This window comes from Qipengyuania triglochinis (genome assembly GCF_054655615.1).
Map to the genome: position 1 here is coordinate 650,988 of NZ_BAAHND010000002.1, position 24,873 is coordinate 675,860.

General features: G+C 61.5%; 26 protein-coding genes. 15 read left to right on the forward strand and 11 right to left on the reverse strand.

The annotated features are described in order from the left end of the window. Positions 1-20: 20 nt before the first annotated feature. The 4 genes from ACYQ0G_RS09290 to wecB all read left to right on the forward strand — a co-directional run bounded on the left by ACYQ0G_RS09290 (position 21) and on the right by wecB (position 2,875). Positions 21-500: a disulfide bond formation protein B gene (locus ACYQ0G_RS09290; RefSeq protein WP_460101890.1), complete on the forward strand. Its 480-nt coding sequence runs from the start codon at positions 21-23 to the stop codon at positions 498-500. Continuing rightward, a complete protein-coding gene (locus ACYQ0G_RS09295) occupies positions 497-1,039 on the forward strand; it encodes a demethoxyubiquinone hydroxylase family protein (RefSeq protein WP_460101892.1) in 543 nt (180 codons plus the stop codon). Before ACYQ0G_RS09290 ends, ACYQ0G_RS09295 begins: the two co-directional genes overlap by 4 nt. Before the next feature lie 85 nt (positions 1,040-1,124). After that, the gene (locus ACYQ0G_RS09300; protein WP_460101894.1) at positions 1,125-1,712 is read left to right on the forward strand and encodes a hypothetical protein; all 588 of its coding nucleotides are present in this window, start codon (positions 1,125-1,127) and stop codon (positions 1,710-1,712) included. 41 nt (positions 1,713-1,753) lie between these two features. Then, positions 1,754-2,875, forward strand: coding sequence for a non-hydrolyzing UDP-N-acetylglucosamine 2-epimerase (wecB, locus tag ACYQ0G_RS09305; protein ID WP_460101896.1), 1,122 nt, complete (start codon positions 1,754-1,756; stop codon positions 2,873-2,875). 3 nt (positions 2,876-2,878) lie between these two features. Here wecB and ACYQ0G_RS09310 read toward each other — a convergent pair whose 3' ends face one another. The 4 genes from ACYQ0G_RS09310 to ACYQ0G_RS09325 are packed head-to-tail and all read right to left on the reverse strand — an operon-like array spanning position 2,879 to position 6,691. Continuing rightward, a complete protein-coding gene (locus tag ACYQ0G_RS09310) occupies positions 2,879-3,877 on the reverse strand; it encodes an SDR family NAD(P)-dependent oxidoreductase (RefSeq protein WP_460101898.1) in 999 nt (332 codons plus the stop codon). A gap of 6 nt (positions 3,878-3,883) precedes the next feature. Further along, positions 3,884-4,693: an enoyl-ACP reductase FabI gene (gene fabI / locus ACYQ0G_RS09315; protein ID WP_460101899.1), complete on the reverse strand. Its 810-nt coding sequence runs from the start codon at positions 4,691-4,693 to the stop codon at positions 3,884-3,886. Further along, entirely contained in the window at positions 4,690-5,703 is a 1,014-nt protein-coding gene (locus ACYQ0G_RS09320) for a YihY/virulence factor BrkB family protein (protein WP_460101901.1), read from the reverse strand. Before ACYQ0G_RS09320 ends, fabI begins: the two co-directional genes overlap by 4 nt. 16 nt (positions 5,704-5,719) lie before the next feature. Continuing rightward, positions 5,720-6,691 (reverse strand): DnaJ C-terminal domain-containing protein, encoded by a 972-nt coding sequence (locus tag ACYQ0G_RS09325; protein ID WP_460101903.1) that lies wholly within the window; start codon positions 6,689-6,691, stop codon positions 5,720-5,722. Between the two features lie 216 nt (positions 6,692-6,907). Between ACYQ0G_RS09325 and pdxH the strand changes: the two genes are divergently transcribed. The 3 genes from pdxH to ACYQ0G_RS09340 are packed head-to-tail and all read left to right on the forward strand — an operon-like array spanning position 6,908 to position 9,287. Beyond that, the gene (gene pdxH, locus ACYQ0G_RS09330) at positions 6,908-7,543 is read left to right on the forward strand and encodes a pyridoxamine 5'-phosphate oxidase (RefSeq protein ID WP_460101905.1); all 636 of its coding nucleotides are present in this window, start codon (positions 6,908-6,910) and stop codon (positions 7,541-7,543) included. Further along, complete coding sequence (locus tag ACYQ0G_RS09335; protein WP_460101907.1) at positions 7,540-8,487, forward strand: cation diffusion facilitator family transporter; 948 nt, start codon at positions 7,540-7,542, stop codon at positions 8,485-8,487. Before pdxH ends, ACYQ0G_RS09335 begins: the two co-directional genes overlap by 4 nt. Then, positions 8,487-9,287 (forward strand): PhzF family phenazine biosynthesis protein, encoded by an 801-nt coding sequence (locus ACYQ0G_RS09340; RefSeq protein ID WP_460101909.1) that lies wholly within the window; start codon positions 8,487-8,489, stop codon positions 9,285-9,287. The genes ACYQ0G_RS09335 and ACYQ0G_RS09340 overlap by 1 nt, the downstream gene beginning before the upstream one ends. Here the strand turns inward: ACYQ0G_RS09340 and ACYQ0G_RS09345 are convergent. Further along, entirely contained in the window at positions 9,266-10,399 is a 1,134-nt protein-coding gene (locus ACYQ0G_RS09345) for a serine hydrolase domain-containing protein (protein ID WP_460101911.1), read from the reverse strand. The two genes, ACYQ0G_RS09340 and ACYQ0G_RS09345, sit on opposite strands and share 22 nt — an antisense overlap. 35 nt (positions 10,400-10,434) lie before the next feature. Here ACYQ0G_RS09345 and ACYQ0G_RS09350 point away from each other — a divergent pair, with 35 nt between their 5' ends. Then, on the forward strand, positions 10,435-10,773 hold the full coding sequence (locus ACYQ0G_RS09350) for a hypothetical protein (protein WP_460101913.1): 339 nt from the start codon (positions 10,435-10,437) through the stop codon (positions 10,771-10,773). A gap of 26 nt (positions 10,774-10,799) precedes the next feature. Here ACYQ0G_RS09350 and mnmA read toward each other — a convergent pair whose 3' ends face one another. After that, positions 10,800-11,954 (reverse strand): tRNA 2-thiouridine(34) synthase MnmA, encoded by a 1,155-nt coding sequence (mnmA, locus tag ACYQ0G_RS09355; RefSeq protein ID WP_460101915.1) that lies wholly within the window; start codon positions 11,952-11,954, stop codon positions 10,800-10,802. Between the two features lie 105 nt (positions 11,955-12,059). Here mnmA and ACYQ0G_RS09360 point away from each other — a divergent pair, with 105 nt between their 5' ends. The 6 genes from ACYQ0G_RS09360 (at position 12,060) to ACYQ0G_RS09385 (ending at position 18,985) form a co-directional block, all read left to right on the forward strand. Next, complete coding sequence (locus ACYQ0G_RS09360; protein ID WP_460101916.1) at positions 12,060-12,353, forward strand: hypothetical protein; 294 nt, start codon at positions 12,060-12,062, stop codon at positions 12,351-12,353. Further along, positions 12,354-12,653: a CtrA inhibitor SciP gene (gene sciP, locus ACYQ0G_RS09365; RefSeq protein ID WP_221426218.1), complete on the forward strand. Its 300-nt coding sequence runs from the start codon at positions 12,354-12,356 to the stop codon at positions 12,651-12,653. A 143-nt stretch (positions 12,654-12,796) separates the two neighbouring features. Beyond that, on the forward strand, positions 12,797-13,063 hold the full coding sequence (locus ACYQ0G_RS09370; RefSeq protein WP_460101918.1) for a GlsB/YeaQ/YmgE family stress response membrane protein: 267 nt from the start codon (positions 12,797-12,799) through the stop codon (positions 13,061-13,063). A 226-nt stretch (positions 13,064-13,289) separates the two neighbouring features. Beyond that, complete coding sequence (locus tag ACYQ0G_RS09375) at positions 13,290-14,486, forward strand: efflux RND transporter periplasmic adaptor subunit (protein WP_460101920.1); 1,197 nt, start codon at positions 13,290-13,292, stop codon at positions 14,484-14,486. Between the two features lie 3 nt (positions 14,487-14,489). Further along, positions 14,490-17,687, forward strand: a complete 3,198-nt coding sequence (locus tag ACYQ0G_RS09380) for an efflux RND transporter permease subunit (protein WP_460101922.1) — start codon at positions 14,490-14,492, stop codon at positions 17,685-17,687. Positions 17,688-17,773: 86 nt separating this feature from the next. Further along, a complete protein-coding gene (locus ACYQ0G_RS09385) occupies positions 17,774-18,985 on the forward strand; it encodes a DUF445 domain-containing protein (protein ID WP_460102830.1) in 1,212 nt (403 codons plus the stop codon). A gap of 21 nt (positions 18,986-19,006) precedes the next feature. Here ACYQ0G_RS09385 and ACYQ0G_RS09390 read toward each other — a convergent pair whose 3' ends face one another. The 4 genes from ACYQ0G_RS09390 to sucC all read right to left on the reverse strand — a co-directional run bounded on the left by ACYQ0G_RS09390 (position 19,007) and on the right by sucC (position 23,185). Continuing rightward, entirely contained in the window at positions 19,007-19,927 is a 921-nt protein-coding gene (locus ACYQ0G_RS09390) for an energy transducer TonB (protein WP_460101924.1), read from the reverse strand. A gap of 61 nt (positions 19,928-19,988) precedes the next feature. Next, positions 19,989-20,918 (reverse strand): electron transfer flavoprotein subunit alpha/FixB family protein, encoded by a 930-nt coding sequence (locus ACYQ0G_RS09395; RefSeq protein WP_460101926.1) that lies wholly within the window; start codon positions 20,916-20,918, stop codon positions 19,989-19,991. A 122-nt stretch (positions 20,919-21,040) separates the two neighbouring features. Continuing rightward, the gene (locus ACYQ0G_RS09400; protein WP_460101928.1) at positions 21,041-21,787 is read right to left on the reverse strand and encodes an electron transfer flavoprotein subunit beta/FixA family protein; all 747 of its coding nucleotides are present in this window, start codon (positions 21,785-21,787) and stop codon (positions 21,041-21,043) included. Between the two features lie 198 nt (positions 21,788-21,985). Then, the gene (gene sucC / locus ACYQ0G_RS09405; protein WP_460101929.1) at positions 21,986-23,185 is read right to left on the reverse strand and encodes an ADP-forming succinate--CoA ligase subunit beta; all 1,200 of its coding nucleotides are present in this window, start codon (positions 23,183-23,185) and stop codon (positions 21,986-21,988) included. Positions 23,186-23,306: 121 nt separating this feature from the next. Here sucC and ACYQ0G_RS09410 point away from each other — a divergent pair, with 121 nt between their 5' ends. Continuing rightward, positions 23,307-24,089, forward strand: coding sequence for a 3'(2'),5'-bisphosphate nucleotidase CysQ (locus ACYQ0G_RS09410; RefSeq protein WP_460101931.1), 783 nt, complete (start codon positions 23,307-23,309; stop codon positions 24,087-24,089). 73 nt (positions 24,090-24,162) lie between these two features. On the opposite strand, the gene ACYQ0G_RS09415 is transcribed toward ACYQ0G_RS09410, so the two are convergent. Beyond that, positions 24,163-24,855: a YiaD family glycine zipper/OmpA-like lipoprotein gene (locus tag ACYQ0G_RS09415; RefSeq protein WP_460101932.1), complete on the reverse strand. Its 693-nt coding sequence runs from the start codon at positions 24,853-24,855 to the stop codon at positions 24,163-24,165. Between the last annotated feature and the right edge of the window lie 18 nt (positions 24,856-24,873).

A 24,873-nucleotide genomic window follows, 5' to 3' on the forward strand; every position in this document is an offset into this window, starting at 1 on the left:
CTAGCCACAGGCCGGTGAGAATGACCGAAAGCCCCCACCTGCGCCTTGCCCAGCGAATCGCGCTAGGGGTGCCTGTTCTGCTGCTGGCCGGAGCGTATGTATCGCAATATGTGTTCGGCCTGTACCCATGCGAGATGTGCTGGTGGCAGCGCTGGCCTCATTTCGCTGCCGTCGGTCTGGCCCTGCTGTCGTTTTTCGTGGCTCCGAAACGCCTCTGGGTGGCGCTGGCGGCAGGCGGAATTCTGACGTCTGGTCTCATCGGCCTGTTCCACGCCGGAGTTGAATACGGCTGGTGGCAGGGCGTTACCTCTTGTGCGGCCATACCCCAGACCGGCCAGGGGGAAAGTGCGCTGGACGCTATCATGAATTCGCCGCTTGTCCGCTGCGACGAGCCGGCCTGGACCCTGTTCGGCATCAGCCTGGCCGGGTTCAATTTTCTTATCTCTGCAGCGGCCAGCCTTCTCGTTTTCAATCAGCTTCGCAAGGACCGCCACTTATGACCGGACAGAAACCACCCCAAACCGCGCCGCATATCGCCCGGATGATCCGTGTCGATCAGGCGGGGGAATTTGGCGCCACGCGGATCTATGCCGGCCAGCTTGCCGTGATGGGCGATCGCGCACCGGATTCCGCTGAAATTGCCGGAATGGCCGAGCAGGAAGCAGGTCATCGCGCCAAGTTCGATGCGCTGATGGCGCGGCGGCGGGTGCGGCCCACCGCGCTCCAGCCGTTCTGGGACAAGGCAGGCTTCGCCCTTGGGGCTGCGACCGCGCTGATCGGGCCCGAGGCTGCCATGGCCTGCACGGCTGCCGTCGAGACGGAGATCGATCTGCATTACTCCGAACAACTCGATCGACTGGAAGCGACCAATGAGGACCCGGAACTCGCGCAGATGATCGAAGAGTTCCGCGAAGACGAGCGTGAACATCGTGATGCCGCGCTCGCTGCCGGAGCAGAGCGGGCTCCGGGCTATCCGGTTCTTTCGGGCATGATCCGCCTCGGCTGCAAGGCTGCGATCAAGATTTCCGAGCGGATATAGCGGGAACGCTTCTGCCCCCTGGCTCGCTTCATGGATAGTTCACGAGGCAGGCTGCCTAATCTGCCCACGTAATGATGAGGATCCGATGACCCGTTCGCTGTTCGCTCTTGCCGCTCTTGGCACCGCCGCACTTGCTGCTCCTGCGCAGGCGCAGACCCCGGTCGATACGGGCGATGAGAGCTATAACATGGTTATCGTCTACGGCGACGATGCCTGTCCCCCGAGCGATGACGGCACCATCGTCGTATGCGCGCGTCAGGCCGAGAGCGAACGCTTCCGTATTCCTGAAAGCATGCGCTTTACCGACGGCCCCGGAACGCAAAGCTGGGCGGAGCGGGTCGAGCGGCTGGAAATGGTTGGCGATTTCGGTACGCTGTCTTGCTCGCCTGCCGGTGCAGGCGGCATGACCGGTTGTACGCAGGAAATGATCCGCAAGGCCTATGCCGATAAAGAAAATTCAAACGCGGTTCGCTTTAGCGAAGTGATTGCCGCAGCGCGCGCGGAACGTCTCAGCACCATCGATGAAGATGCAGAGCGTACACAGCAAGATGTCGAGATGATCGAACGTGAATATATGCAGCGCCTCGAGCAAGAGCGGGCAGCTCCGACACCGGACGAAGAGGCGCTTCCGCAACCCGAAGCCGAGGTCGTGGCAGGCGATCCTGAAGGCTGATTTTGGCTTCTAAGCCGGTGTTTAGCCTGTAAGGCCGTCGCATGACCCAGCGCCGCATTCTCACAGTTTTCGGGACGCGTCCCGAAGCCATCAAGCTATTCCCGCTTATTCATGCCCTGCAAAAGGACGATCGGTTCGACAGCAGAGTGTGCGTATCGGCGCAGCACCGCGGTATGCTCGATCAGGTTCTGGCGATTGCCGATATACGGCCCCACCACGATCTTGATCTCATGACCGCCGGGCAGACGCTGGACGAACTTACTGCGCGCGCCGTTACTGGCATCGGCAAGGTCCTTGATGACGAGCAACCGGACTGGGTAGTAGTCCAGGGCGATACAACTACCGTGATGGCGGGCGCGCTGGCGGCCTATTATCGAAAAATCCCTGTCTGCCATGTAGAGGCGGGGCTCAGGAGCGGGGACATTTACCAGCCATGGCCCGAAGAGGTGAATCGCCGGGTCGTCGGAAGCTTTGCCGCGCTACATTGCGCCCCGACACAAACCAGTGCCGACGCCCTTGTGCGCGAAAATGTCGATCCCGCTACCGTGCATGTGACCGGTAATACGGTCATCGATGCGTTGAAGTGGGTGGCGGGTCGGATCGACGAAGAGCCGTCGCTCGCCTCGGGTCTGAAGGAACTGGAAGAGCGCTTTGCTGGCAAACGCATCATCGGGGTAACCAGCCATCGCCGCGAAAATTTTGGCAGCGGCATGCAGAATATCGCCGATGCGGTTAAGAAGATCGCTACACGTGATGACGTTGCGGTTATTTTTCCCGTCCATATGAACCCGAACGTCCAGGCAGTGATGAACGATCAACTGGGCGGTCTCGGCAATGTCGCACTCATCGAACCGCTCGACTATCCGCATTTCGCGCGGCTGCTCGATATCAGCTATCTGATGCTGACCGACAGCGGCGGCGTACAGGAAGAGGCGCCGGCGCTAGGTAAACCGGTGCTGGTCATGCGCGAAACCACCGAACGGCCTGAAGGTGTCGAAGCAGGAACGGCCAGGCTGGTAGGCACCGACGCGCAGACTATCGTGCAGGAGACTGAGCGTCTGCTGGATGACGAAGCAGCCTATTCCGCGATGGCCCGGGCCCACAATCCGTTCGGTGATGGCTACTCCTCGCAAAGAATCTGCGATCTGCTCGCCAAAAGCTGACCGCTACACGCCGTGGTAGTCGCGATACCACTCGACGAAACGCGGTATGCCTAGTTCGATGCCCGTTGTCGGCTGGTAACCCACATCGCGCTGGATCGCGTCGATGTCTGCATAGGTCTTCTCAACGTCGCCCGCCTGCATCGGCAGCAATTCGACCTTCGCCTTCGTACCGCACGCCTGCTCGATCAGTTCGATCACCCTGGTCAGTTTCTCGCTGCGGTGATTGCCGATGTTGTAAAGTGCGTGCGGCTTCACGCTGCCGCCAGCCTTTTCCGACCCATCGTCAGCCGGCGGGCTGTCGAGGCAGGCGACCACGCCGCTGACGATATCTTCGATGAAAGTGAAATCGCGCCACATCTCGCCATGGTTGAACACCTTGATCGGGCGGCCCGACAGGATCGCATCGGTAAACAGCCACAGCGCCATGTCCGGCCGGCCCCACGGCCCGTAAACGGTAAAGAAGCGCAGACCGGTGAGCGGCACACGGTATAGATGGGCGTAGGTCTCGCTCATCAACTCGTCCGCCTTCTTGGTGGCAGCGTAGAGCGAAACGGGATGCTCCGCCCGGTCTTCGACCGCGAACGGCAGCTTGTCGTTACCGCCGTAGACGGATGAGGAACTGGCGTAGACCATGTGCCCGGTGCCGCGATGGCGTGCGACCTCGAGGAGGTTGAGGTGCCCCATGAGGTTTGCTTCGACATAGGCGCGCGGGTTTTCGATGCTGTAACGCACCCCCGCCTGCGCACCGAGATGCACGATGGCGTCGAAATTCTCAGCGTCCAGCGCTGCAGAAAGGTCTTCCCAGCGAGAGAAATCGGTCTTCTTGAAAGTGAACTTCGATCCTGCCGCCGCCTGCACGCGCGCGACCCGATCCTCTTTCAATGAGACCTGATAATAATCGTTGAGGCTGTCGATCCCCAGAACCTCGTCACCGCGCGCACAAAGCCGCTCCGCGACTGCGGCACCGATAAAGCCTGCCGCGCCGGTAACGAGGATCCGCATAGCTGCTCAGCCTTTATCCAGCGCGATGTCGGGCGCGTCTTCCTGCTTCATGCCGACGACGTGATAGCCAGCATCCACATGATGCGTTTCCCCGGTCACGCCCGATGACAGGTCGGACAGGAAATAGAGGCCCGATCCGCCGACATCCTCGATCGTGACATTGCGGCGCAGCGGCGAGTTGTATTCGTTCCACTTCAGGATGTAGCGGAAATCGCCGATCCCGCTGGCCGCCAGCGTCTTGATCGGACCGGCGCTGATGGCGTTCACGCGGATGCCTTCAGGGCCGAGATCGTTGGCGAGATACTGGACCGAGGTTTCCAGCGCCGCCTTGGCCACGCCCATCACATTGTAATGCGGGATGACCTTTTCCGCGCCGTAATAGGTCAGCGTCAGGATGCTGCCACCATTCGGCATCATCTCGCGCGCGCGCTTGGCGACGGCGACGAGGCTGTAGGCGGAGATGTTCATCGTCATCAGGAAATTGTCGAGGCTGGTGTCGACATATTTGCCGCGCAGCTCGCTCTTGTCCGAAAAGCCGATCGCGTGAACCACGAAATCGATCGTGTCCCAGCGTTCCTTCAGCGTATCGAACGCGCTGTCGAGCGCATCCATGTTCGAAACATCGCATTCGAAGATGAAATCGCTGCCAAGCTGTTCGGCCAGCGGCCCGACGCGCTTCTTCAGCGCTTCCCCCTGATAGGAAAATGCCATTTCGGCGCCATGCTCGTGCAGCTGCTTGGCAATGCCCCAGGCCAGCGACTTGTCGTTGGCGAGGCCCATGATGAGGCCACGTTTGCCCTTCATCAAACCGCTCATTCCTCTTTTCCTTCCTGCTCTTCGATCATTTCCTGTTGGAGCTGCGCCCTCCGCCGATTGTCCGCCTGTCCGATGAAATTCATTTCTTCTTCCGGCGTTTCGGCAAGCGCAGCATTCAATTCAGCGCCGATAACCACACCAAGGCCGACAAGCCAGAAAAAGAACAGGACAACCATTACACCGGCAAGACCGCCATAGGTCAGATCATAGGAAAAGAACTGTTTCAGGACTGCCGGCAGCAGTGTCGTCACTGCAATCCACCAAATGGATGTCAGCAGTACTCCGGGCCATTTGGGATAGCGGTTCCGGCGGTATTTCGATGGCGTAAGCGTATAGAACAGCAAATAAAGCGAACCGAACAGGCCGAGCGCCGGGACAATGCGCGACAATTGCAGATCAATCACTCGGTCGACCAGTTCGGGAAAATAGGCCTGGATCACTTGCTGCGCGGCCCCGATCAGGAACTGCGCCATCAGGCTCATCATCAGCAGAAATACAGAGCCGAGGATCACCCCAGTCGACAGCAGGCGGTACTTCCAGAAGGCGTGCGTCGCCTCCGTGCCATAGGCCCGGCGCAGGATATCCCTTATGGTCTCGACCAGGCTGCCCACGGTCCACAGCGCCACCAGCGCACCGGCCCATAGCAGCCAACCGCTGCGTGCCTGGATGACATCGCGCGCGACCGGTTCGATCACATTGCCGACAACGGGGGGGAGGGCGAACAGGATCGCATTGATCGTGGCGGCGCGTTCGCTTTCCTCGCCGATCGCCGAAAAGACTGCCGCACCGAGAATAAAGAACGGAAAGATGGCCAGCATCGCGAGATAGGCCAGATTGCCCGCATGGATGAAGCCGTCATTATAGGTTCCCACCAGGGTGCGCTTGGCCACTTCCCACGCCCGCGTGCCGGGACCGACGCGATCCTCGATCCGATCGCGGAGATGGGAAGCTTCCTTCCGCCGCGCCTCGGGGGAAAGCGACTGTCGCTCACGTTCCTTCGTCGAGGGCATTTCGTCTTCGGACAGGTTACACCTGAAGCTTGCTACGCGGGTCGCTTTCGTCCTTCCACCCATCGAGCCGCTTGGCAAGCTCGCCGAGGTCTTCGGGAAGCTGGATTTCCAGCGTCACCAGCTGATCGCCGCGGCTTCCGTCCTTCTTGGTGAAGCCCTTGCCCTTGAGCCGCAGTACGGCGCCGCCGCTCGTTCCCGCCTTGATGGTCATCATCACGGGTCCGTCTACGGTGGGCACGCGGACCTTGCCGCCATTCACCGCCTCGTCGAGAGTGATCGGCAAATCGAAGCGAACGTCGAAGCCATCGCGCTGATAGACGCGGTGCTTGTCAACCTTGATCGTCACCAGCCCGTCGCCCGCGCCGCCGGGGCCTTGCTGGCCCTTGCCCTTGAGGCGCATCTGCGTGCCGTCCTCGACACCCTTGGGCAGCTTGAGATCGATCGTCTTGCCGTCGGCCAGCGTAATCCGCTGGTCCTTGAGCGTTGCCGCATCGATCAGGGACACGCGCAGGGTGTAATTGATATCGGCACCCTTTTGCGGGGGACGCTGGCGCCGACCGCCGAACGGGTCGCCGCCCATGCCACCTGTGCGCCCGCGCGCACCGCCGCCGCCGAACAGCCCTTCGAAAATATCGCCCAGATCGCCCTGATCTGTGCCGAAGCCCTGGAAATCTTCTGCGCGGAAACCGCGCTGGCCTCCACCGGCGCCGCGGAATCCTCCAGCGCCGCCGCCACCGCCGCCCATACCGGCGAAGGGATTCGTCGGATTGCCTTCCATGTCGATCTCGCCCCGGTCGAACTGGGCGCGCTTGTCCTTGTCGGACAGAAGGTCATAGGCCTTGGTCACGTCCGAAAAGCGTTCGGAGGCCTTGGGATTGTCCTTGTTGCGATCGGGATGGAGCTCTTTCGCCAGCTTGCGATAGGCGCTCTTGATGTCCTTCTCGTCTGCCGAACGCGTGACGCCGAGGGTGGTGTAGGGATCTGCCATGGTGTGTTAGCTAGTTGCGACGGTGCCGGACCGCAAGCTGCTCGGCTGTTCGCGGCGAGGCTTTCCTACAAAAGCGGGTTTGGCTAGGGAATGGTTCATGTCACCGCTCAATGTGCCGCAAGCCCCCAAGGTTCCGCCGTTCTCGGGCGAAAAATGCCCCACCGGTTTTTTTGCCCTGGACCGTGCTCCATGTGCTCCATCCTGTAGGATTGCGTTATGAGCAACACTGCCCCCGAATCCGAAAGCGCCATTCCGGTCGCCGATCCGTTCTCGCTGTTCGAGATCTGGTACGGCGAAGCCAAGGCCAGCGAACCCAATGATGCCAATGCCATGGCGCTGGCCACCGCCACGCCGCAGGGTCGGCCCTCGGTGCGCATGGTGCTGCTGAAAGGCCACGGTTCGCATTGGGGCGAGGGGGGCGGCTTCGTCTTCTATACCAATGCCGAAAGCCGCAAGGGGCAGGAAATCCTCAGCAATATGCAGGCTTCGCTGCTGTTTCACTGGAAAAGCCTGCGCCGCCAGATCCGGATCGAAGGCACGCTTGAAGAAGTGGCTGGCGAACACGCGGACGACTACTTCCACTCGCGCCCGCATGCTTCGCAGATCGGGTCGGCCGCCAGCGACCAGTCGCGCCCGCTGCCCGACCGGCAGATCTACCTCGACCGGGTTGCCGCGCTGGAGGAACGCTATCCCGAAGGCGATCTCCCGCGCCCGCCGCACTGGACCGGGTTCCTGCTGACACCGCACACGGTCGAATTCTGGCGCGACCGCGAATTCCGCCTGCACGACCGGCGCCAGTTCACGCGCAACGGGCCGGGTGAAGCGTGGTCGAACACGCTGCTCTACCCATGAGGCAGACCGCGACAGACGACCGCGCGAAACTCGCCCGATCGGCAGCGATTGCCTCGATCACCGTGGCGCTGATCCTCGTCGCGCTGAAGAGTTGGGCGAGCTGGCGCACCGGGTCGACCGCCATGCTCGGCAGCCTTGCCGATTCGGCGCTCGATCTCATTGCCAGCATCGCCACGCTGACCGGCGTGTGGATCGCCTCCATGCCTGCGGACGAAGATCACCGCTTCGGCCACGGCAAGGCAGAAGCGCTGGCGGCGATCTTCCAGGTCATGCTGATCGCGGTCTCCGCCTTCGGCATCGCGGCCCGCGCGCTGAGCCAGCTGGCCGGTGGTACGCAGACGGCGGCAGCGGGCGAGGGCATTGCCGTGTCGACCGTGGCCATCGTGCTCACCTTCGCGCTGCTCGGCTGGCAGAGATATGTGATGAACCGGACGCGCAGCCTCGCGATCCAGACCGACCACCTGCATTACAAATCCGACCTGCTGCTCAACCTCGCGGTGATCGCAGCGCTCGTCCTCGACCAATATGCGGGTTTCGCGCTGGCCGATCCGCTGTTCGGCCTCGCTATTGCCGCGTGGCTGGGGTGGGGCGCCTTTACTGCCGCGCGTGAAGCCGTGGACGATCTGATGGACCGCGAGTGGCCGGAGGAAAAGCGGCTCGCCTTTGTGGAGGCGGCTGCGCTTCACCCCGAACTCACCAACCTCCACGATCTTCGCACGCGGGCCAGCGGCAATCGCGATTTCGTGCAGTTCCATGTCGATCTGCCGGGCAGCATGACGGTGGAGGAAGCGCATGACATCATCGAACGGGTCGAGCGGGACCTGTGCCAGCGCTTTCCCAATATGGAGCTGCTGATCCATATTGATCCGCAAGGCCATGTGGACGATCCGGGCAATCCGCTGGTCGAGGAAGACGAATTCGCCAAACTGGAGGGCGACAGTTGATGAAACTGCCATACACCCACGTCGATGCCTTCGCCTCGCGGCCCTTCTCCGGCAACCAGGCGGCGGTGATGCCGCTCGATCAGTGGCTGGACGATGCGACGCTGCTCGCCATCGCCGAAGAGAACAACTTCTCCGAAACCGCCTTCGTCGTGAAGGACGATACGGGCGAGGCCGACTCGGAATTGCGCTGGTTCACGCCGACAGAAGAGGTGCGGCTGTGCGGCCATGCCACTTTGGCGAGCGGCCATGTCCTGCTGCAGCAGAACGGCGGCGATACCGTCACCTTCCGCACCCGCCAGTCGGGCATTCTCGAAGTGAGCAAGGTTGGAGAGGGGTACGAGCTGGCTTTGCCTGCAATCCGGACCGAGCAGGGCGAGTGGCCCGAGGCAGCTGTGCTACTCGGCGGATCGCCGACCGAGTGCTGGCGCAATCCCCATGGTTACGACCTGTTCCTCTACCCCGATGAGGACGCGATCCATGCGCTCACGCCCGATCTGCGCGGGCTGGGGAAGCTGGGCAACAACCTCTTCGTCTGCACTGCTCCGGGACGTGAAACCGACGTCGTGAGCCGCGTCTTCGTGCCGGGCGGCGGAGTGGACGAGGATCCGGTGACCGGCGCGGCCCACGCCACGCTGACCCCCTTCTGGGCCGACCGGCTCTCGCGCGGCAGCTTCACCGCCTATCAGGCAAGCCGCCGGGGAGGCTATGTCGGCTGTCGGCTGGAAGGGGATCGTGCAATCCTCTCCGGTCAATGCGTGACCGTGGTCGAAGGCAGCTTCTACCTGCCCTCGGAGGGGTAAAGCTCCACGATATCGGCCAGCTGTTGGAGCATGGCCTTGCGCTCGGCAGCATTCGAATGGCCGAGCCTCACGATGGTCAGGCCCTGCTCGGGCGAGACGAAGACATACTGGCCCATGTGGCCGATCATGGAAAAGGCCGTCTCGGGCGCACGGTCGGGAAACAGCGGGTGCTCGGCCTCGCCGGTCGGGCGGTTGAGCCATGTCTGTAGGCCGTATTGGGGCGACTTGGGGCTGGGGGTCACCATCTGGCTCACCCAGCTGCGCGGCACCAGTTGTTCGCCGCGATAGGAGCCCTTGTTGCGCAGCAATTCGCCGAGCTTGGCCCAGTCGCGCGCACTCGCATGCATCAGGCTTCCGCCGATCAGCGTGCCGGCGCGGTCGAATTCGGGGACGGCGGTGGTCATGCCCAGCGGTTCGAACAGGCGCGCATGGAGATAGTCCGATACCGTTCGGCGCCGCGCTTCGGGCTGGTCGCTGTCGGTCAATGCCCGCGCGGCGATGTCGGCCAGGATGACCGTGGTGTTGGATGAGTATTCGAACTTCTCGCCCGGCTCTGCCTCGGGCGGCTGAGCGGTGGCATAATCGGCCATATCGTCGCGCCCGTCGAGGAAGAGCATGCGTACTTCGCTGCTCTCATAGGGTGGATCGCCCGACTCGGTATGTTCGAGCCCGCTACGCATCTGGAGGAGGTGGCGCAGGGTAATGTCGGCGCGCGGATCGCCGCTGCGCTGCCAGCGGGGAACCGGAGCTGGCTGATCGAGCCGGAGCAGGCCGTCCCCGACCAGCTGGCCGATCATCATGGCGGTCACGGTCTTGGCCATGGACCAGCTGACGAAAGGCGTGTTCTCGTCATATCCCTCGGCATAGCGTTCGGCAGCGCGCTTGCCATCGTGCATCACGATCAGGGCCCGGGTCTCGCCGAGGCCTTCCTGCGTGAAGAGATCGTCGATCTCCCGGGCCAAAGCCTTGGTCGGCGCGCCGGGATCATCGCCCACGGCAGCCAGCGCAGCCTCGCTCAGCGGCGGCTCTTCCTCGCCTCCGGACGAACCGCATGCGGCAAGGCTTGTGGCGAGGAGGGCAAGAGCGATAAGGGGCAGGGGCCGCGGGAACATGCCCGCTCCACTCGCATGAGGACTACATCCGCGCAATGGCGAAAAAACGCTCCCTTCTTTCCCGCTGGTGGTTCTGGCTGGCGCTGGTTCTCGCCGCCGCGGCTGGCGGTGCCTGGTTGGCCTATGGCGATTCGGCGACGCGCACGGGCGAAGTCGCCACGGCCTATGCGGCACGGGTAGGTTGCTCCTGCCGCTTCGTCGCCGGGCGTAGTCTCGAGGATTGCGGCAAGGACAAGCTGGAAGGCATGGAACTGGTATCGCTGAGCGAGAATGCGCAAAGCCGTAGTGTGACCGCGAGTATACCTGTCATCGCATCCGATACGGCCCGCTATCGCGAAGGATACGGCTGCGTTCTCGACGAGTGGGACCACTGAGCCCAGTCATCGCGCAGCGGCTCAGATCAAGCTTCGCAGCGCGTAGTGCTGTCGATCCAGCCGCCACCAACCACGCGCTCTCCAGCATAGATCACGGCTGCCTGGCCCGGTGCCACGCCGAACTCCGGTGTCTCGAACTGGATAGTCGTGGCTTCGTCGTTACCCAGCGGACCGGCGAGCGTAATGGGCACTGGTTTCGCCAGGCTGCGCACCTTGGCCGTCAGCGGCACATCGGGCAGGGGGCCGATGCGATTCGTCTCGACAAGGTGAGCGGCGGACACGGCGAGCATGCGCTTCGGGCCCACTTTCACCTGCGCTTCATCGGCATCTATGCCGACCACGTATAGAGGCTCAGGCTGCCCCCCAATATCCAGACCTCGGCGCTGGCCGACGGTATAATGAATCACACCGCGATGTTCGCCCAGTTTTTCGCCCGTGGCGGCATGCACGATCGCGCCCGACCGCGCGCCTTCCGGCCGTATCTTTTTCACGATCTTCGCATAGTCGCCGTCCGGGACGAAACAGATGTCCTGGCTGTCCGGCTTGGAAGCGTTGCGCAGACCTGCGGCCTCGGCGAGTTCGCGGACCTCGCTTTTCGGCAGGCCGCCCAAGGGAAAGCGCAGGTATGCCAGCTGATCTTCGGTCGTCGCATAGAGAAAATAGGACTGGTCGCGCGCCGGATCGGTCGCACGATGAAGCTCTGGACCTGCAGGGCCCATCATGCGCTGAACGTAATGCCCCGTGGCAAGGCAATCGGCACCCAGTTCGCGCGCCATCGCGAAAAGATCGGTGAACTTGGGACCCATGTTGCAACGGATGCACGGTACGGGCGTGCGCCCCGAAAGATATTCGTCGGCGAAGGTTTCGACCACTTCTTCACGGAAAGCACTCTCGTGATCGGAAACGTAATGAGCAATGCCCAGCCTGTCGGCCACCGCGCGCGCATCGGCGATGTCGTCACCGGCGCAGCACGCGCCCTTGCGCCCCGTCGCAGCGCCGTAATCGTATAGTTGCAGCGTAATGCCAATGACTTCTGCACCGCTTTTCGCGGCGAGAGCGGCGACGACGGAAGAATCGACTCCGCCCGACATCGCCACGACGATGCGGGCCTCGGACGCAGGCTTGCCAAGATCGAACAGCGCGGCTGCGCCGGCCGGGTCGAGAAAACGGGATTCTAGCATGAGCGGCCCCTTACACGGCCTTGGCTCGAGGCTCCAGTATTTACCGTTTCGTGCCGCACACGATGATTCACATCCTCTTTACCATGTCTGATTATCACAGCCTCCATGATCGAGGGGCAATTCACCAAGAAGAGCGAGGAGTCGGCCGGCAACAGGGACGTCCTCCACAAATTCCGCTGGACTGAACTAGTCGCGAAATTGTCTGCGACTCGCGAGCTACGCGAGGAACTGGCGAAAAAGGAGCATGCCGGCTTTCAGGCGTTCGGCGAGGCGCGGCGCGAAACTGAAATAGAAAGTAAACGGGCCGTTAACCACAATGGTTTAGCGCATGGAAAATCCGAACCGCTAGGTAGGGGCTCCGCCGCAAATGGTGCGGTGCATGGCGACCGAGAGAAATAGATGATCGAAAATCAGGACATCCGCCCTGCACAGGTGATCGGCCCGTTAGGGGAGCCGCTGACCTTAGAGGATTTGCCGTCGCCTTCGACGAAGCGCTGGGTTGTGCGCCGCAAAGCGGAAGTCGTAGCTGCCGTAAATGGTGGACTGCTGACGATTGACGAAGTGCTTGAGCGGTATGGTCTGACGCTGGAAGAATTTGCCTCGTGGCAGCGCGCGGTAGACCGGTCCGGGATGCAGGGTCTGCGTGTGACCCGCATCCAGCATTATCGCGATCTCTACGAACGCCAGTTCAAGTATTGATGGTCCTCTCCCGCCAAGTCGCGGGAACAAAAACTCTGTAAATCCGCTCCAATCGTGTCCCCCATGCAGAAAAAGGGGAACCGCCGACATTGCCACCCGTTCGGCTGGCATCGGGTCGGATGGGAAGTAAAGGAGGATTTGCAATGGGTTGGATTATCGCAATTATCGTCGGGGGTATCGCCGGCTGGCTCGCGAGCATGGTTATGGCACGTGATGCCTCAATGGGCATTTTCTGGAATATCATCGTCGGCATCATCGGCGCACTGATCGGTAACTTCCTCGCCGGAGCTCTCTTCGGTATCGAAGGTACTATTCAGACGTTCAATCTTACCGGTTTCATCATCGCCATCGTCGGTGCCATCGTTCTGCTTGGCATCGCCAACCTCATTCAGCGTGGCCGCGTTCGCTAACAGCTGAAAGAATTTCTAATTCGAAGGGCGGTTCAGCATTGCTGAGCCGCCCTTTTTACGTCTTTCGAGCACTCAAGACATTCGTCTGTTTCGCTCGTGCTCCCATCGAGTGTAAGATTGCTCCAACTTGGCCGAGTCCCTACGAGAAATTTCACAGCCTTGCGCTCTGTGATTTAGCAGAGTAATACACCAATCGATATGGGCTGCTGCCAGACGGGGCTATTTGATGACGTACGAAACGGAAATCCGCGCTGAAGATGAAGGTGTCTTGTCGCCCGAACGGGTAGAGGCTGACAACGAGCTTGCGGACCAAAGAAGCAGCAGGCGCCGTAAACTGGCCATTGCTGCCGTCGTCCTTTTCGCGGTGCTCGCTTTGGGCTGGTATTTCTTGGCCGGCGACGAGGAAGCAGCGCCCTCAGCCCCGCAACTGCCAGCTGTGACCGTGGTGGCACCCGGCCGGACCACCGTCGAAGGAGAAATCTCCTCGACCGGAACAATTGCCGCCCGCCGTACCCTGCCAGTCGGCGTCGTCGGAGAGGGTGGGCGCGTCGTATCGGTGCCCGTGGATGCCGGTAGCTGGGTCCGTCAGGGGCAAGTCCTCGCAGTGATCGATCGTTCGGTTCAAAATCAGCAGGCCCAGAGCGCCGCTGCACAGGTACAGGTTGCACAAGCCGACGCCAATCTCGCCCAGTCCAATCTCGACCGCGCACTTCAACTTGTCGAGCGCGGCTTCGTTTCCCAAGCCGATGTCGACAGGCTGACGGCGACGCGCGACGCGGCGGTTGCCCGCGTTCGGGTTGCCAAAGCACAGGCCGGCGAATTGCAGGCGCGCAACGCCCGCCTCAATATCGTTGCTCCTGCGGCCGGCCTGGTGCTCGAGCGCAACGTAGAACCCGGACAGACGGTCGGTGCCGGCTCACAGGCACTCTTCACCATCGCCCAGGGCGGCGAGATGGAGATGCTCGCACAACTTGGTGAGACAGAGCTTGCCAGCGTTCGTGCCGGGGCCACCGCCGAGGTCTTCCCGGTCGGTACGGAGAAGGGGTTTACCGGACAGATCTGGCAGATCGCCCCAACGATCGACGACACCACCCGGCAGGGTACGGCCCGCATCGCTCTATCCTACAGCCCGGAACTGAAGCCAGGTGGTTTTGCCAGCGCTACCATCAATTCCGGCACCGTCGTCGCCCCGGTCCTGCCTGAAAGCGCGCTGCTGGACGATGACGGTCAGACCTATGTCTACATTATCGACAGCGAGAACAAGGTCGCTCGCCGGAACGTGGAGACGGGCATCATTACCGATGGCGGCCTGACCGTGACCGATGGCCTTTCGGGCAACGAGCGGGTCGTTCTTCGTGCGGGCGGTTTCCTGCGCGAGGGTCAGGAAGTCAAACCGAAGCTGCAACGCGGGACGGGCAATTAAACCATGAACCTGCGCAATCTATCCGCCTGGTCGATCCGCAATCCGGTTGTGCCCCTGGTGCTGTTCGCGGCACTGACCTTGGCTGGCATCGTCGCCTTCAACCGGATGCAGGTGCAAAACGATCCGGATATCGAATTCCCGGCAGTGATCGTCTCAATCTCTCAGCCCGGTGCAGCACCGACGGAAATCGATACGCAGATTACCGAGAAGGTCGAATCCGCGATTGCGTCGCTCGAGGGGCTCGAATCCATTCGCAGTACGGTGAGGGAAGGTAATTCAAATACCTTCATCTCCTTCGAACTCGGTTATGACGTCAATGATCTCGTCAATGAGGTGAAGGCCAATATCGATCAGATCCGCGGAGATCTGCCGGAAGGCATCATCGAGCCACGGGTCTACAAGGTCCAGACGAGCAACAACAGCTTCGCTAATTACGCTGTCCTTTCGCAAGACATGACGATGGAGCAGCTGAGCTGGTTCGTCGACGATACGGTTTCCAAGCGCCTCTTGGCCGTGCCGGGCATGGCCAGCGCTTCGCGTAGCGGCGGGGTCAATCGCGAGATACGCGTCATTCTTGATCCGGCAAGAATGCAATCGCTTGGTGTGACGGCATCACAGGTGAATTCCGTCCTGCGGCAGAACAACCTCAACGCAGGGGGCGGACAGGCAGAAATCGCCGGCGTGCGCCAGTCGGTCCGCGTGGTCGGCAATGCCGAGACAGCCTATGAGCTTGGCCAGCGGCGCATTTCGCTGGGCGGGGGCCGGTCGATCAAGCTCGCTGACATAGCCGATGTCAGCGATGGCGAAAGCGAAATCCGCTCGATCTCGAAGGTCAATGGCCAGCCTGTAGTTACGATCGATCTGTCCCGCGCCAGAGGCGAATCCGACGTGTCGGTCTATGACGATGCGCAGATCGTCATGCAGGAAATCGAGGAGGAATATCCGGGCGTAGAGTTCGTAGAGCTATTCAACATCGTCCAATATACCAAGGCGCAGTACGAAAGCTCGATCGCGGCGCTTGTCGAGGGGGCCATCCTTGCCGTCGTCGTGGTGTTCTTCTTTCTGCGCGATTGGCGGGCCACCTTTATCTCGGCCATCGCCATTCCGCTCTCCGCGATCCCTACATTCTTCTTCCTCGAATACATGGGATACACGCTCAACCAGATGAGCCTGTTGGCATTGGGGCTGGTGGCCGGGGTGCTCGTCGACGACGCGATCGTCGAGATCGAGAACATCGTCCGGCACATGCGGATGGGCAAGAACGCGTTTCAGGCGTCCATCGATGCAGCCGATGAAATCGGCCTCGCAGTTGCCGCGACCTCTTTCTCGATTGTGGCGGTCTTTCTTCCAGTCGCGCTGCTTCCCGGCGTTGCCGGACAGTTCTTCGAGAACTTCGGCGTCACGGTCGTCGTCTCGGTGCTGATGAGCCTTGCCGTCGCCCGAATGATCACGCCATTGATGGCGGCCTATTTCCTCAAGCCACATGGCCATGCCGAACATGCAAACGGGCCGTGGATCCAGCGCTATGCGCGGGTTCTCGAATGGACGCTCGATCGGTCACGGGCGCGCGAGATCAAGGATGCCCGGATCGAACGCCGTGGCAAGATCGGCTTTTTCGGCAAGCTCTTCGCGCATTTGCGCGGCGATCACCGTGCGTGGGTCATGGGCATCGGCTTGCTGTCGTTCTTCCTGACCATTTTCATGTTCGTCAGCACGCCCATGCAGTTCTTTCCGGATTCCGATCTGGATTTCGGTCAGGTCGATCTGGAAATGGTCCCGGGCACCACGCTGGAACAGACAGAGGCGCGGGCCGAACAGGCTCTGGCCATTATCGAAGACCAGCCCGAAGTGGACAAGGTCCTCATGACGGTCTCCGAAGGCAGCGCCAGGTTCTTCGTCACCTATCTACCGGAGCGTGAGCGCTCGAGTCAGGAGATCGAGCGCGACGTGTCCGTCCTGTTCAACCAGGTTGCCGATGCGCGGATCAATTTCCGCGATCAGCAGGGTGGCGGCGGAGGCGGATCTGGCCGCGCTATCAATGTGATGCTTTCGGGCAGCAACCCGGATCTGCTTGAGCGCACGGCCGAAACCCTGGTCGAACAGATGGGCGATCTCCCCGAAATTCAGGGGCCGAGAGTAGAGGCTGACTTGCAGCGCCCCGAACTGATCATCGAACCACGTTCTGATTTGGCGGCATCGCTTGGCGTTACGACAGCCTCGCTCAGCCAGGCGATCCGCATCGCGACGATTGGCGAAATCGATCAGAATGCCGCGCGCTTCTCGCTGTCGGATCGACAGATCCCGATCCGGGTCATGCTCCCGGAAAACTCGCGCGATCGGATATCGACCATTCGCAACCTACCGGTCCCCACCGCAAGTGGCGGTTCGGTCCCGCTCGAGCGTATCGCCGATATTCGCTTCGGTGCCGGCCCGACGACCATCCAGCGCGAAGATCGCAAGCGCCGTGTCTATGTCAGCGCGGACCTCGCGCCAGGCGCCGAAGAAGGTTTAGCCAAAAAGAAGATCAACGAACTGCCGCTCATGCAGGACCTGCCGATCGGTGTTTCGAACGCACCGAGCGGGCAGGACCGCTGGCTGATGGAATTCGTTACGAACTTCCAGATCGCGCTGGCGTCGGGCATCCTGCTGGTCTTCGCGGTCCTTGTGCTGCTCTATCGGCGACTGATGTCACCGCTTGTAAACATGGGTTCGCTGCTCCTTGCTCCGCTGGGGGGGATCATCGCGATCAAGCTGACCGGGCTCGCCCTTTCGCTGCCAGTTTTCATTGGTGTCCTCCTGTTGTTCGGCATCGTTGCAAAGAACTCGATCCTGCTGGTCGATTTCGCGATCGAGGCCATGGAGCATGGCCAGCGCAAATATGATGCAATCATGGAGGCTGGGCAGAAGCGTGCGCAGCCGATCGTCATGACGACGGTCGCGATGACGGCGGGCATGATCCCCACCGCGCTCTCGCTTTCGGCGGACGGCGCTTGGCGTCAGCCCATGGGTGTGGCCGTCATCGGGGGCCTCATCCTGTCGACCTTCCTGACCTTGCTGATCGTGCCAGCGGGCTTCAGTCTGGCCGATGGAATCGAGAAGCGGCTCGGGCCGGCACTGCGTAACCGGTTCCTCTCCTACCGCCCGGGAATGGACACGGGGGAGATCCGCGGACGCAAATCCGGGATCGAACCGGCGGAATAAGCGTCGCCTGATATATGGCGGGCAATTCCTCGATATCGATCACGCCGGTGGGCAGTGCACCTATCCCGGCTGATCGCGCCCGCGTGATGCGCCGCACCGCCACCGGCATGCTGGTGCTGATGGCGGCGATCTTCATCGCTTCCGGTCGCTGGCTCGATGTCCATCCTGCCTGGGGCTATGTCCATGCATTTGCCGAGGCGGCGATGGTTGGTGGTCTGGCCGACTGGTTTGCAGTAACGGCCCTGTTCCGCCGACCGCTGGGCCTGCCAATTCCGCACACTGCCATCATTCCGGAGAATAAGGACCGGATCGCGGACACCATGGCCGGTTTCTTGCGCGAGAACTTCCTGACCGCGCAGGTGGTAGCGCGGCGCATGGGGGCGATGAACCTTGCGGGCGCTGTGGGCAGTTATCTGGCGGATCCTGCGGCGTCGCGCGATTCGCGCGTGCGCGCTGGGGCAGGGGAACTGATGGTCGAGGTCCTCGAGTCGCTCGATCCCGATCGGCTCGGCACGCAGGTCCGTGCTGGCCTTGCGGCGCAGCTGGAAAGGTTGGAAATCGCGCCGCTGCTGGGTTCGATGCTCGACGCGATGATCGAGAAGGGGCGTCACAAGGAGCTGATCGACAAGATCATCCGCTGGGCGGGGCTGGTGCTCGAAGACAACGAGCAGATGGTGCGCGACATGGTGCACAACCGTGCCAATGCCGTGCTGCGGTTCACCGGGCTCGATGAACGGCTGGCCAATTCGGTTATCGACGGGCTCTACAAGCTTCTGGCCGAAGTCCTGATCGATCCCGAGCATCCGCTGCGCAACAAGATCGAGGAAGGTCTGCAGGACTTCGCCCGCGATCTGCGCGAGGATCCGGAAATGCAGGCGCGGGTCGAACGGGTGAAAATCGAACTGCTGAATAACCCTGCGGTCGGCGACTGGTGGCAATCGGTTTGGGAGCGGCTGCGCGCGCGCCTGATCGCCAGCATCAGGGACAGCAGCGGATCGGGTAGCGGCTATCTTGCCGAAACCATTGCAGAGCTGGGCAGTGCATTACGTGACGATCTCCGTCTCCAGCGCCAGATCAATCGGTTCGCCCGTCGTACCGCTGTCGGCGTATCAACGCGCTACGGCGACCAGATAGTCCAACTGGTGAGCGAAACCGTGCGCCGTTGGGATGCAACCACGCTGACCTCGCGCGTCGAAAGCGCGGTGGGCCGCGATCTCCAGTTCATTCGTATTAATGGAACGCTGGTCGGCGGGTTGGTCGGGCTGACGCTCCATGCTCTTTCGAGCGCTCTAGGCTGAACCCGGGCAAGGAGCCGGCCCTTACTCGGGCATCACATACCTGATCCGGACGGTGTAATAAGAGTCTACCGGATTGCCATTCGCGGTCAGCGCCGGTTCGAACTCACCGATCCTTTCAAAGGCGGTGCAGGGATGGCGCTCCATGTCAAAGTCGGGGGCGAGGGTCTGGTTGAGCAGCGTGCATGATTTGATCAGCCCATCCGACCCGACCGTAAGCCGGAGGTGGAAGTCGGCCTGCGCGCCTTTTCTCAGCGCATCATGCGGATAATAGTCCACGATCCTCCTCGTGACCCGATTGAGATTGTTCACTGTCGGCGGCGACTGGACGGTTCTCTGTTCCTCCACATCGAAGCCCCAGTGTTCGACCAAATTCGCCATGCAATTGTTCATGGCGGCCATGACACTCTTCATTTCGCCGAGTTCGAGGACCATAGTCGGCTTGCCGCGCTGGTTCAGCGACAGGCTTTCGATATTGGCACCCGCTTCGGCATCCAGACTTGGCAGCCCGCGCGGGTCGGCGATGTAATCGCGTTCGGAATCGTCTTCGTCATTCGTATCCGAGAGGGTCAGGCTGGATATTTGCGTGATCGCATTGCCCCAGTCTCCGAGCGTCGACTCCTGAAACCGGAATTCGCCTTCGGCGCCATCGGGAGCGAAGCGGAATTCGGTATCGCGCCATGATTTGTATTTTTCGAGAGGCTGACCGGCGACTGTCCAGTTCGCCACGACAGAGGGATCCCACTGTTCGAGGTAGAAAATGGTTTGTTGATCGCCTTCCCCAAACACACGGGCGATGCGGCATTTGTTCTCACCCATGTCGAGTACCCAAGCGCTGTTCGGCTTGAGCACCAGCATTTCATCCTCCGCTGCAAAAGCAGGCCGGGTGGCAGACCCTGCGACCGCAAGCGAAGTAATCGCGTATATCAGTTTTGAAATGCGCATGAAAAACCCCCTTCGCAGCAAACATGCCGCGAAGGGGGTGCGTGTTCAATTGGTTTTGAGCTTAAAGCTTTTCAGTAAGCTCAGGCACCGCCTTGAAGAGATCAGCGACGAGGCCAATGTCCGCGACCTGGAAGATCGGGGCGTCTTCATCCTTGTTGATCGCGATGATGGTCTTGGAATCCTTCATCCCGGCAAGGTGCTGGATGGCGCCCGAAATACCGATGGCGATGTAGACTTCCGGGGCCACGATCTTGCCGGTCTGGCCCACTTGGTAATCGTTGGGTACATAGCCCGCGTCGACCGCGGCGCGCGAGGCACCGATGCCGGCGCCGAGCTTGTCGGCCAGCGGGGTGATGTATTCTTCGAAGGTCTCTGCATCCTTCAGCGCACGGCCACCCGAAACGATGACCTTGGCGCTGGTGAGTTCGGGACGATCGCTTTCGGCGATTTCTTGGCTGACAAAGCTGGAAATGCCAGCATCGGTTGGACCAGAGATTTCCTCGATCTCGCCCGATCCGCCTTCCGCTTCCGCCTTGTCGAAGGCAGTACCGCGCACGGTGATGACGAGCTTTTCGTCACTCGATTCCACAGTGGCGATCGCATTGCCGGCATAGATTGGACGGGTGAAGGTCTTGTCACCTTCGACCGAAAGAATGTCCGAAATCTGCATCACGTCGAGCAGGGCGGCCACGCGCGGCGCAATGTTCTTGCCGGTGGTGGTGGCAGGCGCAACGAAGGCGTCGTGATGGCCCATCTGATCGGCGATCAGCGGCGCGACGTTTTCCGGCAGTGCATGTTCGTAAGCCGCATCGTCGGCGAGGTGGACCTTGCCCACTCCGGCAATCTTCGCCGCGGCTTCGGCAACGGCACGGCAACCCGAACCGGCGACCAGCAGGTGTACGTCACCCAGCTTGCTCGCCGCAGTCACGGCTGCCAGTGTTGCGTCCTTCATCTCGGTATTGTCGTGTTCGACCCATACGAGTGTCTTCATTTTCAAACCTCTAAGTCCGTTCGCCCTGAGCTTGTCGAAGGGCCGTACTTTCTTCATCCGAGCGCCCGAAAGAAGGACGGTGCTTCGACAAGCTCAGCACGAACGGATGATGGGTGAATTTCTTATACGATGCCCATGGCCTTGATCTTGGCGACCAGCGCATCGACGTCCTCGACCTTTTCGCCTGCCTGGCGAACCGGCGGTTCGGAGACATTGGTGGTCTTGAGGCGCGGCGTGGTGTCGACGCCGTAATCGGCCGGGCTCTTGGTATCCAAGGGCTTCTTCTTCGCCTTCATGATGTTCGGCAGCGAAGCATAGCGCGGCTCGTTCAGGCGCAGGTCGGTGGTGACGATGGCCGGAAGCGTCAGCTTCACGGTTTCGAGACCGCCATCGACTTCGCGCTTCACGGTCACGCTGTCGCCAGCAACTTCGACGGTGTTGGCGAAGGTGCCTTGCGGGCGGCCCATCAGGGCAGCGAGCATCTGACCAGTCTGGTTCGAATCGTCGTCGATCGCCTGCTTGCCGAGCATTACCAGGCCGGGCTGTTCTTCCTCGGCGATGGCCTTGAGGATCTTGGCGACGGCAAGCGGTTCGACTTCGTCATCGGTTTCGACGAGGATCGCGCGGTCCGCACCCATGGCCAGGGCGGTGCGCAGCGTTTCCTGCGCCTTTGCCGGGCCGATCGAAACGGCCACGATTTCTTCCGCATTGCCCGCTTCCTTGATGCGGATCGCCTCTTCGACGGCGATTTCGTCGAAGGGGTTCATGCTCATCTTGACGTTGGCGAGGTCCACGCCCGAGCCATCGGCCTTCACGCGCGGTTTGACGTTGTAATCGATCACCCGCTTGACGGGGACGAGGATCTTCATGGGGGGTACCTTCCTCTCGACTTGAAAACTGTAGGCCCCGCCTAGCTTGCGTTTACGTAAACGTCAAGCAAGGCGGGGCGAGTGCTTGTTTAGATAAGGCGGGGCGCCTGCGAGCGTTCCCGCGCCTTGCTCCAAAAGGAAAGGCGGGCCGCGTTTCCGCGGGCCCGCCTTCCGGTGTCTCTGTCTGGACAGAGGCGATCAGGCCGCTTTCTTGACCTCCGCCACGATCTTCTTCGCAGCATCGCCCAGATCGTCGGCGCTGACGATGGGCAGGCCGGAATTCTCGAGGATTTCCTTGCCGGCTTCGACATTGGTGCCTTCGAGACGAACCACGAGCGGAACCGACAGGTTCACGTCCTTGGCTGCCTGCACGATGCCGTTGGCGATCACGTCGCACTTCATGATCCCGCCGAAGATGTTGACGAGGATACCCTCGACCGCCGGATCCTTGAGGATGATCTTGAATGCCGCCGTCACCTTCTCGGTGGTGGCGCCGCCGCCCACGTCGAGGAAGTTGGCGGGGAAGGCACCGTTCAGCTTGATGATGTCCATCGTTGCCATGGCGAGGCCCGCGCCATTGACCATGCAGCCGATGTTGCCGTCGAGCTTGATGTAGGCGAGGTCGTATTCGCTGGCTTCGACTTCGGCCGGGTCTTCCTCGGTCTCGTCGCGCATCGCTTCCACGTCCTTGTGACGATAAAGCGCGTTGCCGTCGAAGCTCATCTTGGTGTCGAGCACGGACAGATTGCCGTCCTTGTCTTCGACCAGCGGATTGATCTCAAGCATTTCCATGTCGAGTTCCATGAAGGCGGTGTAAAGCTGCTTGGCCAGCTTCTGGCACTGCTTGTTGGTGTCGCCTTCCAGCTTGAGCGCGAAAGCCACTGCGCGGCCGTGGTGCGGCATGAAGCCCTGCGCCGGGTCGATCGTGATGGTGGTGATCTTCTCGGGCGTTTCGTGGGCAACATCTTCAATATCCATGCCGCCTTCGGTCGAAGCGATCATGGCGACCTGGCCGGTGGCACGGTCGACCAGCATCGACAGGTAATATTCCTTTTCGATGTCGACACCGTCGGTCACATAAAGGCGATTGACCTGCTTGCCGTCATCGCCGGTCTGGATGGTGACCAGCGTGTTGCCGAGCATTTCCTTGGCATTGGCTTCGACTTCCTCGACGCTCTTCGACAGGCGGACGCCGCCCTTGCCGTCGGGGCCGAGTTCCTTGAACTTGCCCTTGCCGCGGCCGCCGGCGTGGATCTGAGCCTTCACGACATAGAGCGGTCCGGGGAGTTTCTTCGCACCTTCGACGGCTTCCTCGACGGTGAGCGCTGCGTAGCCCGTGGGAACGGCGATGCCGTATTTCGCGAGGAGTTCCTTGGCCTGATATTCGTGAATGTTCATGTCGATCGCTGATCCTTCGCGCCTGGTAGCGCTATACGGGGTGGGAATTGCGCTTCGCGCATAAGCATGTCTGGGCGCGCTTGAAAAGAGCGGGTTTCAGGTGCAGGGGCGGCGGCGTCCCATGATTGACAGCAAACGCCTCGAAACCATCGTCGCTCAGGCCGGCGAGATAGCGCTCGGCCTGTGGCCCGGCGCCGGTGCGGAATTGCGCACCTGGGAGAAGGCGCCCGGCAGCCCGGTGTGCGAAGCGGACCTTGCCGTCGATGCCTTTCTCAAGCGCGAACTGGGGGCGCTGCTTCCTTCGGCTGGCTGGCTGTCGGAAGAGACGGTCGACGATCCGAAACGGCTCGATCGCGATCTGATCTGGCTGGTCGATCCGGTGGATGGCACGCGTGACTTCATCCGCGGGCGCAAGGGCTGGGCGGTCAGTGTCGCGCTGATCAGCGGCGGGCGGCCGTTGCTGGGTACGCTGTGCGCACCGGCGCGCGGCGAGATGTGGCAGGCGGTTGCGGGGCAGGGGGCCACGCTGAATGGCAAGGCCATCCGCGCATCTATTCGCCAGGAGTTCGACGGGGCGCGTGTTCCGGCCAACGATCTGATGAAGCAGGACCACATGCTGACCAAGGTGGAGCAGCCCAATTCGATTGCGCTGCGAATCGCCATGGTTGCCGACGATCGTGCCGATCTGGTCGCCACGCTGCGCTGGGGTTTCGAATGGGATATCGCCGCAGCCGGGCTGATCGCGCGCGAAGCCGGGGCAGCGGTGTCCGACAGTTTCGGGCGGAAACTGGACTATAACAAGCGCGATCCGCGCGCGTTCGGCGTGGTCGCCTGCGCGCCCGGCATTCATTCCGCCACGATCGAGCACCTTGCCGATCGGGCCAACAAGGTCGTTAGCCAGTAAGCACCCGACAAAAAAGGGGCCGGACTAAGCCCGACCCCTCTGGTGACTGCTATGTCAGTCCGCAGTGCGGCGCTTACTGATTGGCGCGCGCTGCGTTCACATCGTCCTGATCAAACGGAATAATCTTGATTTCGACACGGCGGTTCAGCGGCTCTGCCACATTGTCGCCGGTCTGCACGGCCAGGCGCGTTTCGCCGAAGCCCATCCAGCGGATACGCGAAGAGCTTACGCCGCGGCTGGTGAGGTAGTTGGCAACTGCCTGCGCGCGCTGCTCCGACAGGCGCTGGTTCGAATCGCTCGAACCGACGGTGTCGGTGTAGCCGTAAACGTCGACCAGGCTGTTGGGATACTGGACGAGGTTTGCAGCGACATTGTCCAGCGTCTGGCGGAAGGTCTCGTTGATGGTGTAGCTGCCGGTGGCGAAAGTCACGCCGTTGGGCAGGTTCACGAGAATGGCGTCACCGCCATCGGTTTCCGAAACATCGACGCCCGAACCGGCGGTCTGCTCTTTCAGTTCCTTGATCTGCTGGTCCATGCGGTAGCCGACATAGCCGCCGCCTGCCGCGCCTGCAGCTGCACCGATGATGCGTCCGGTCTTGCCGCCGATAACGCCGCCAAGCAGGCCGCCGGCAACTGCGCCGCCGACACCGCCGAGAACGGTGCGCGAAATCTTCTGCTCACCCGTGTTCGGGTCCGTGACACAGGCCGAGGTGCCCAGGAGGGCGACCGAGGAAAGGCCGGCGAGGAAAAAGCGTGATGTCTTCATGTTTTTAGTTCCCTTTTT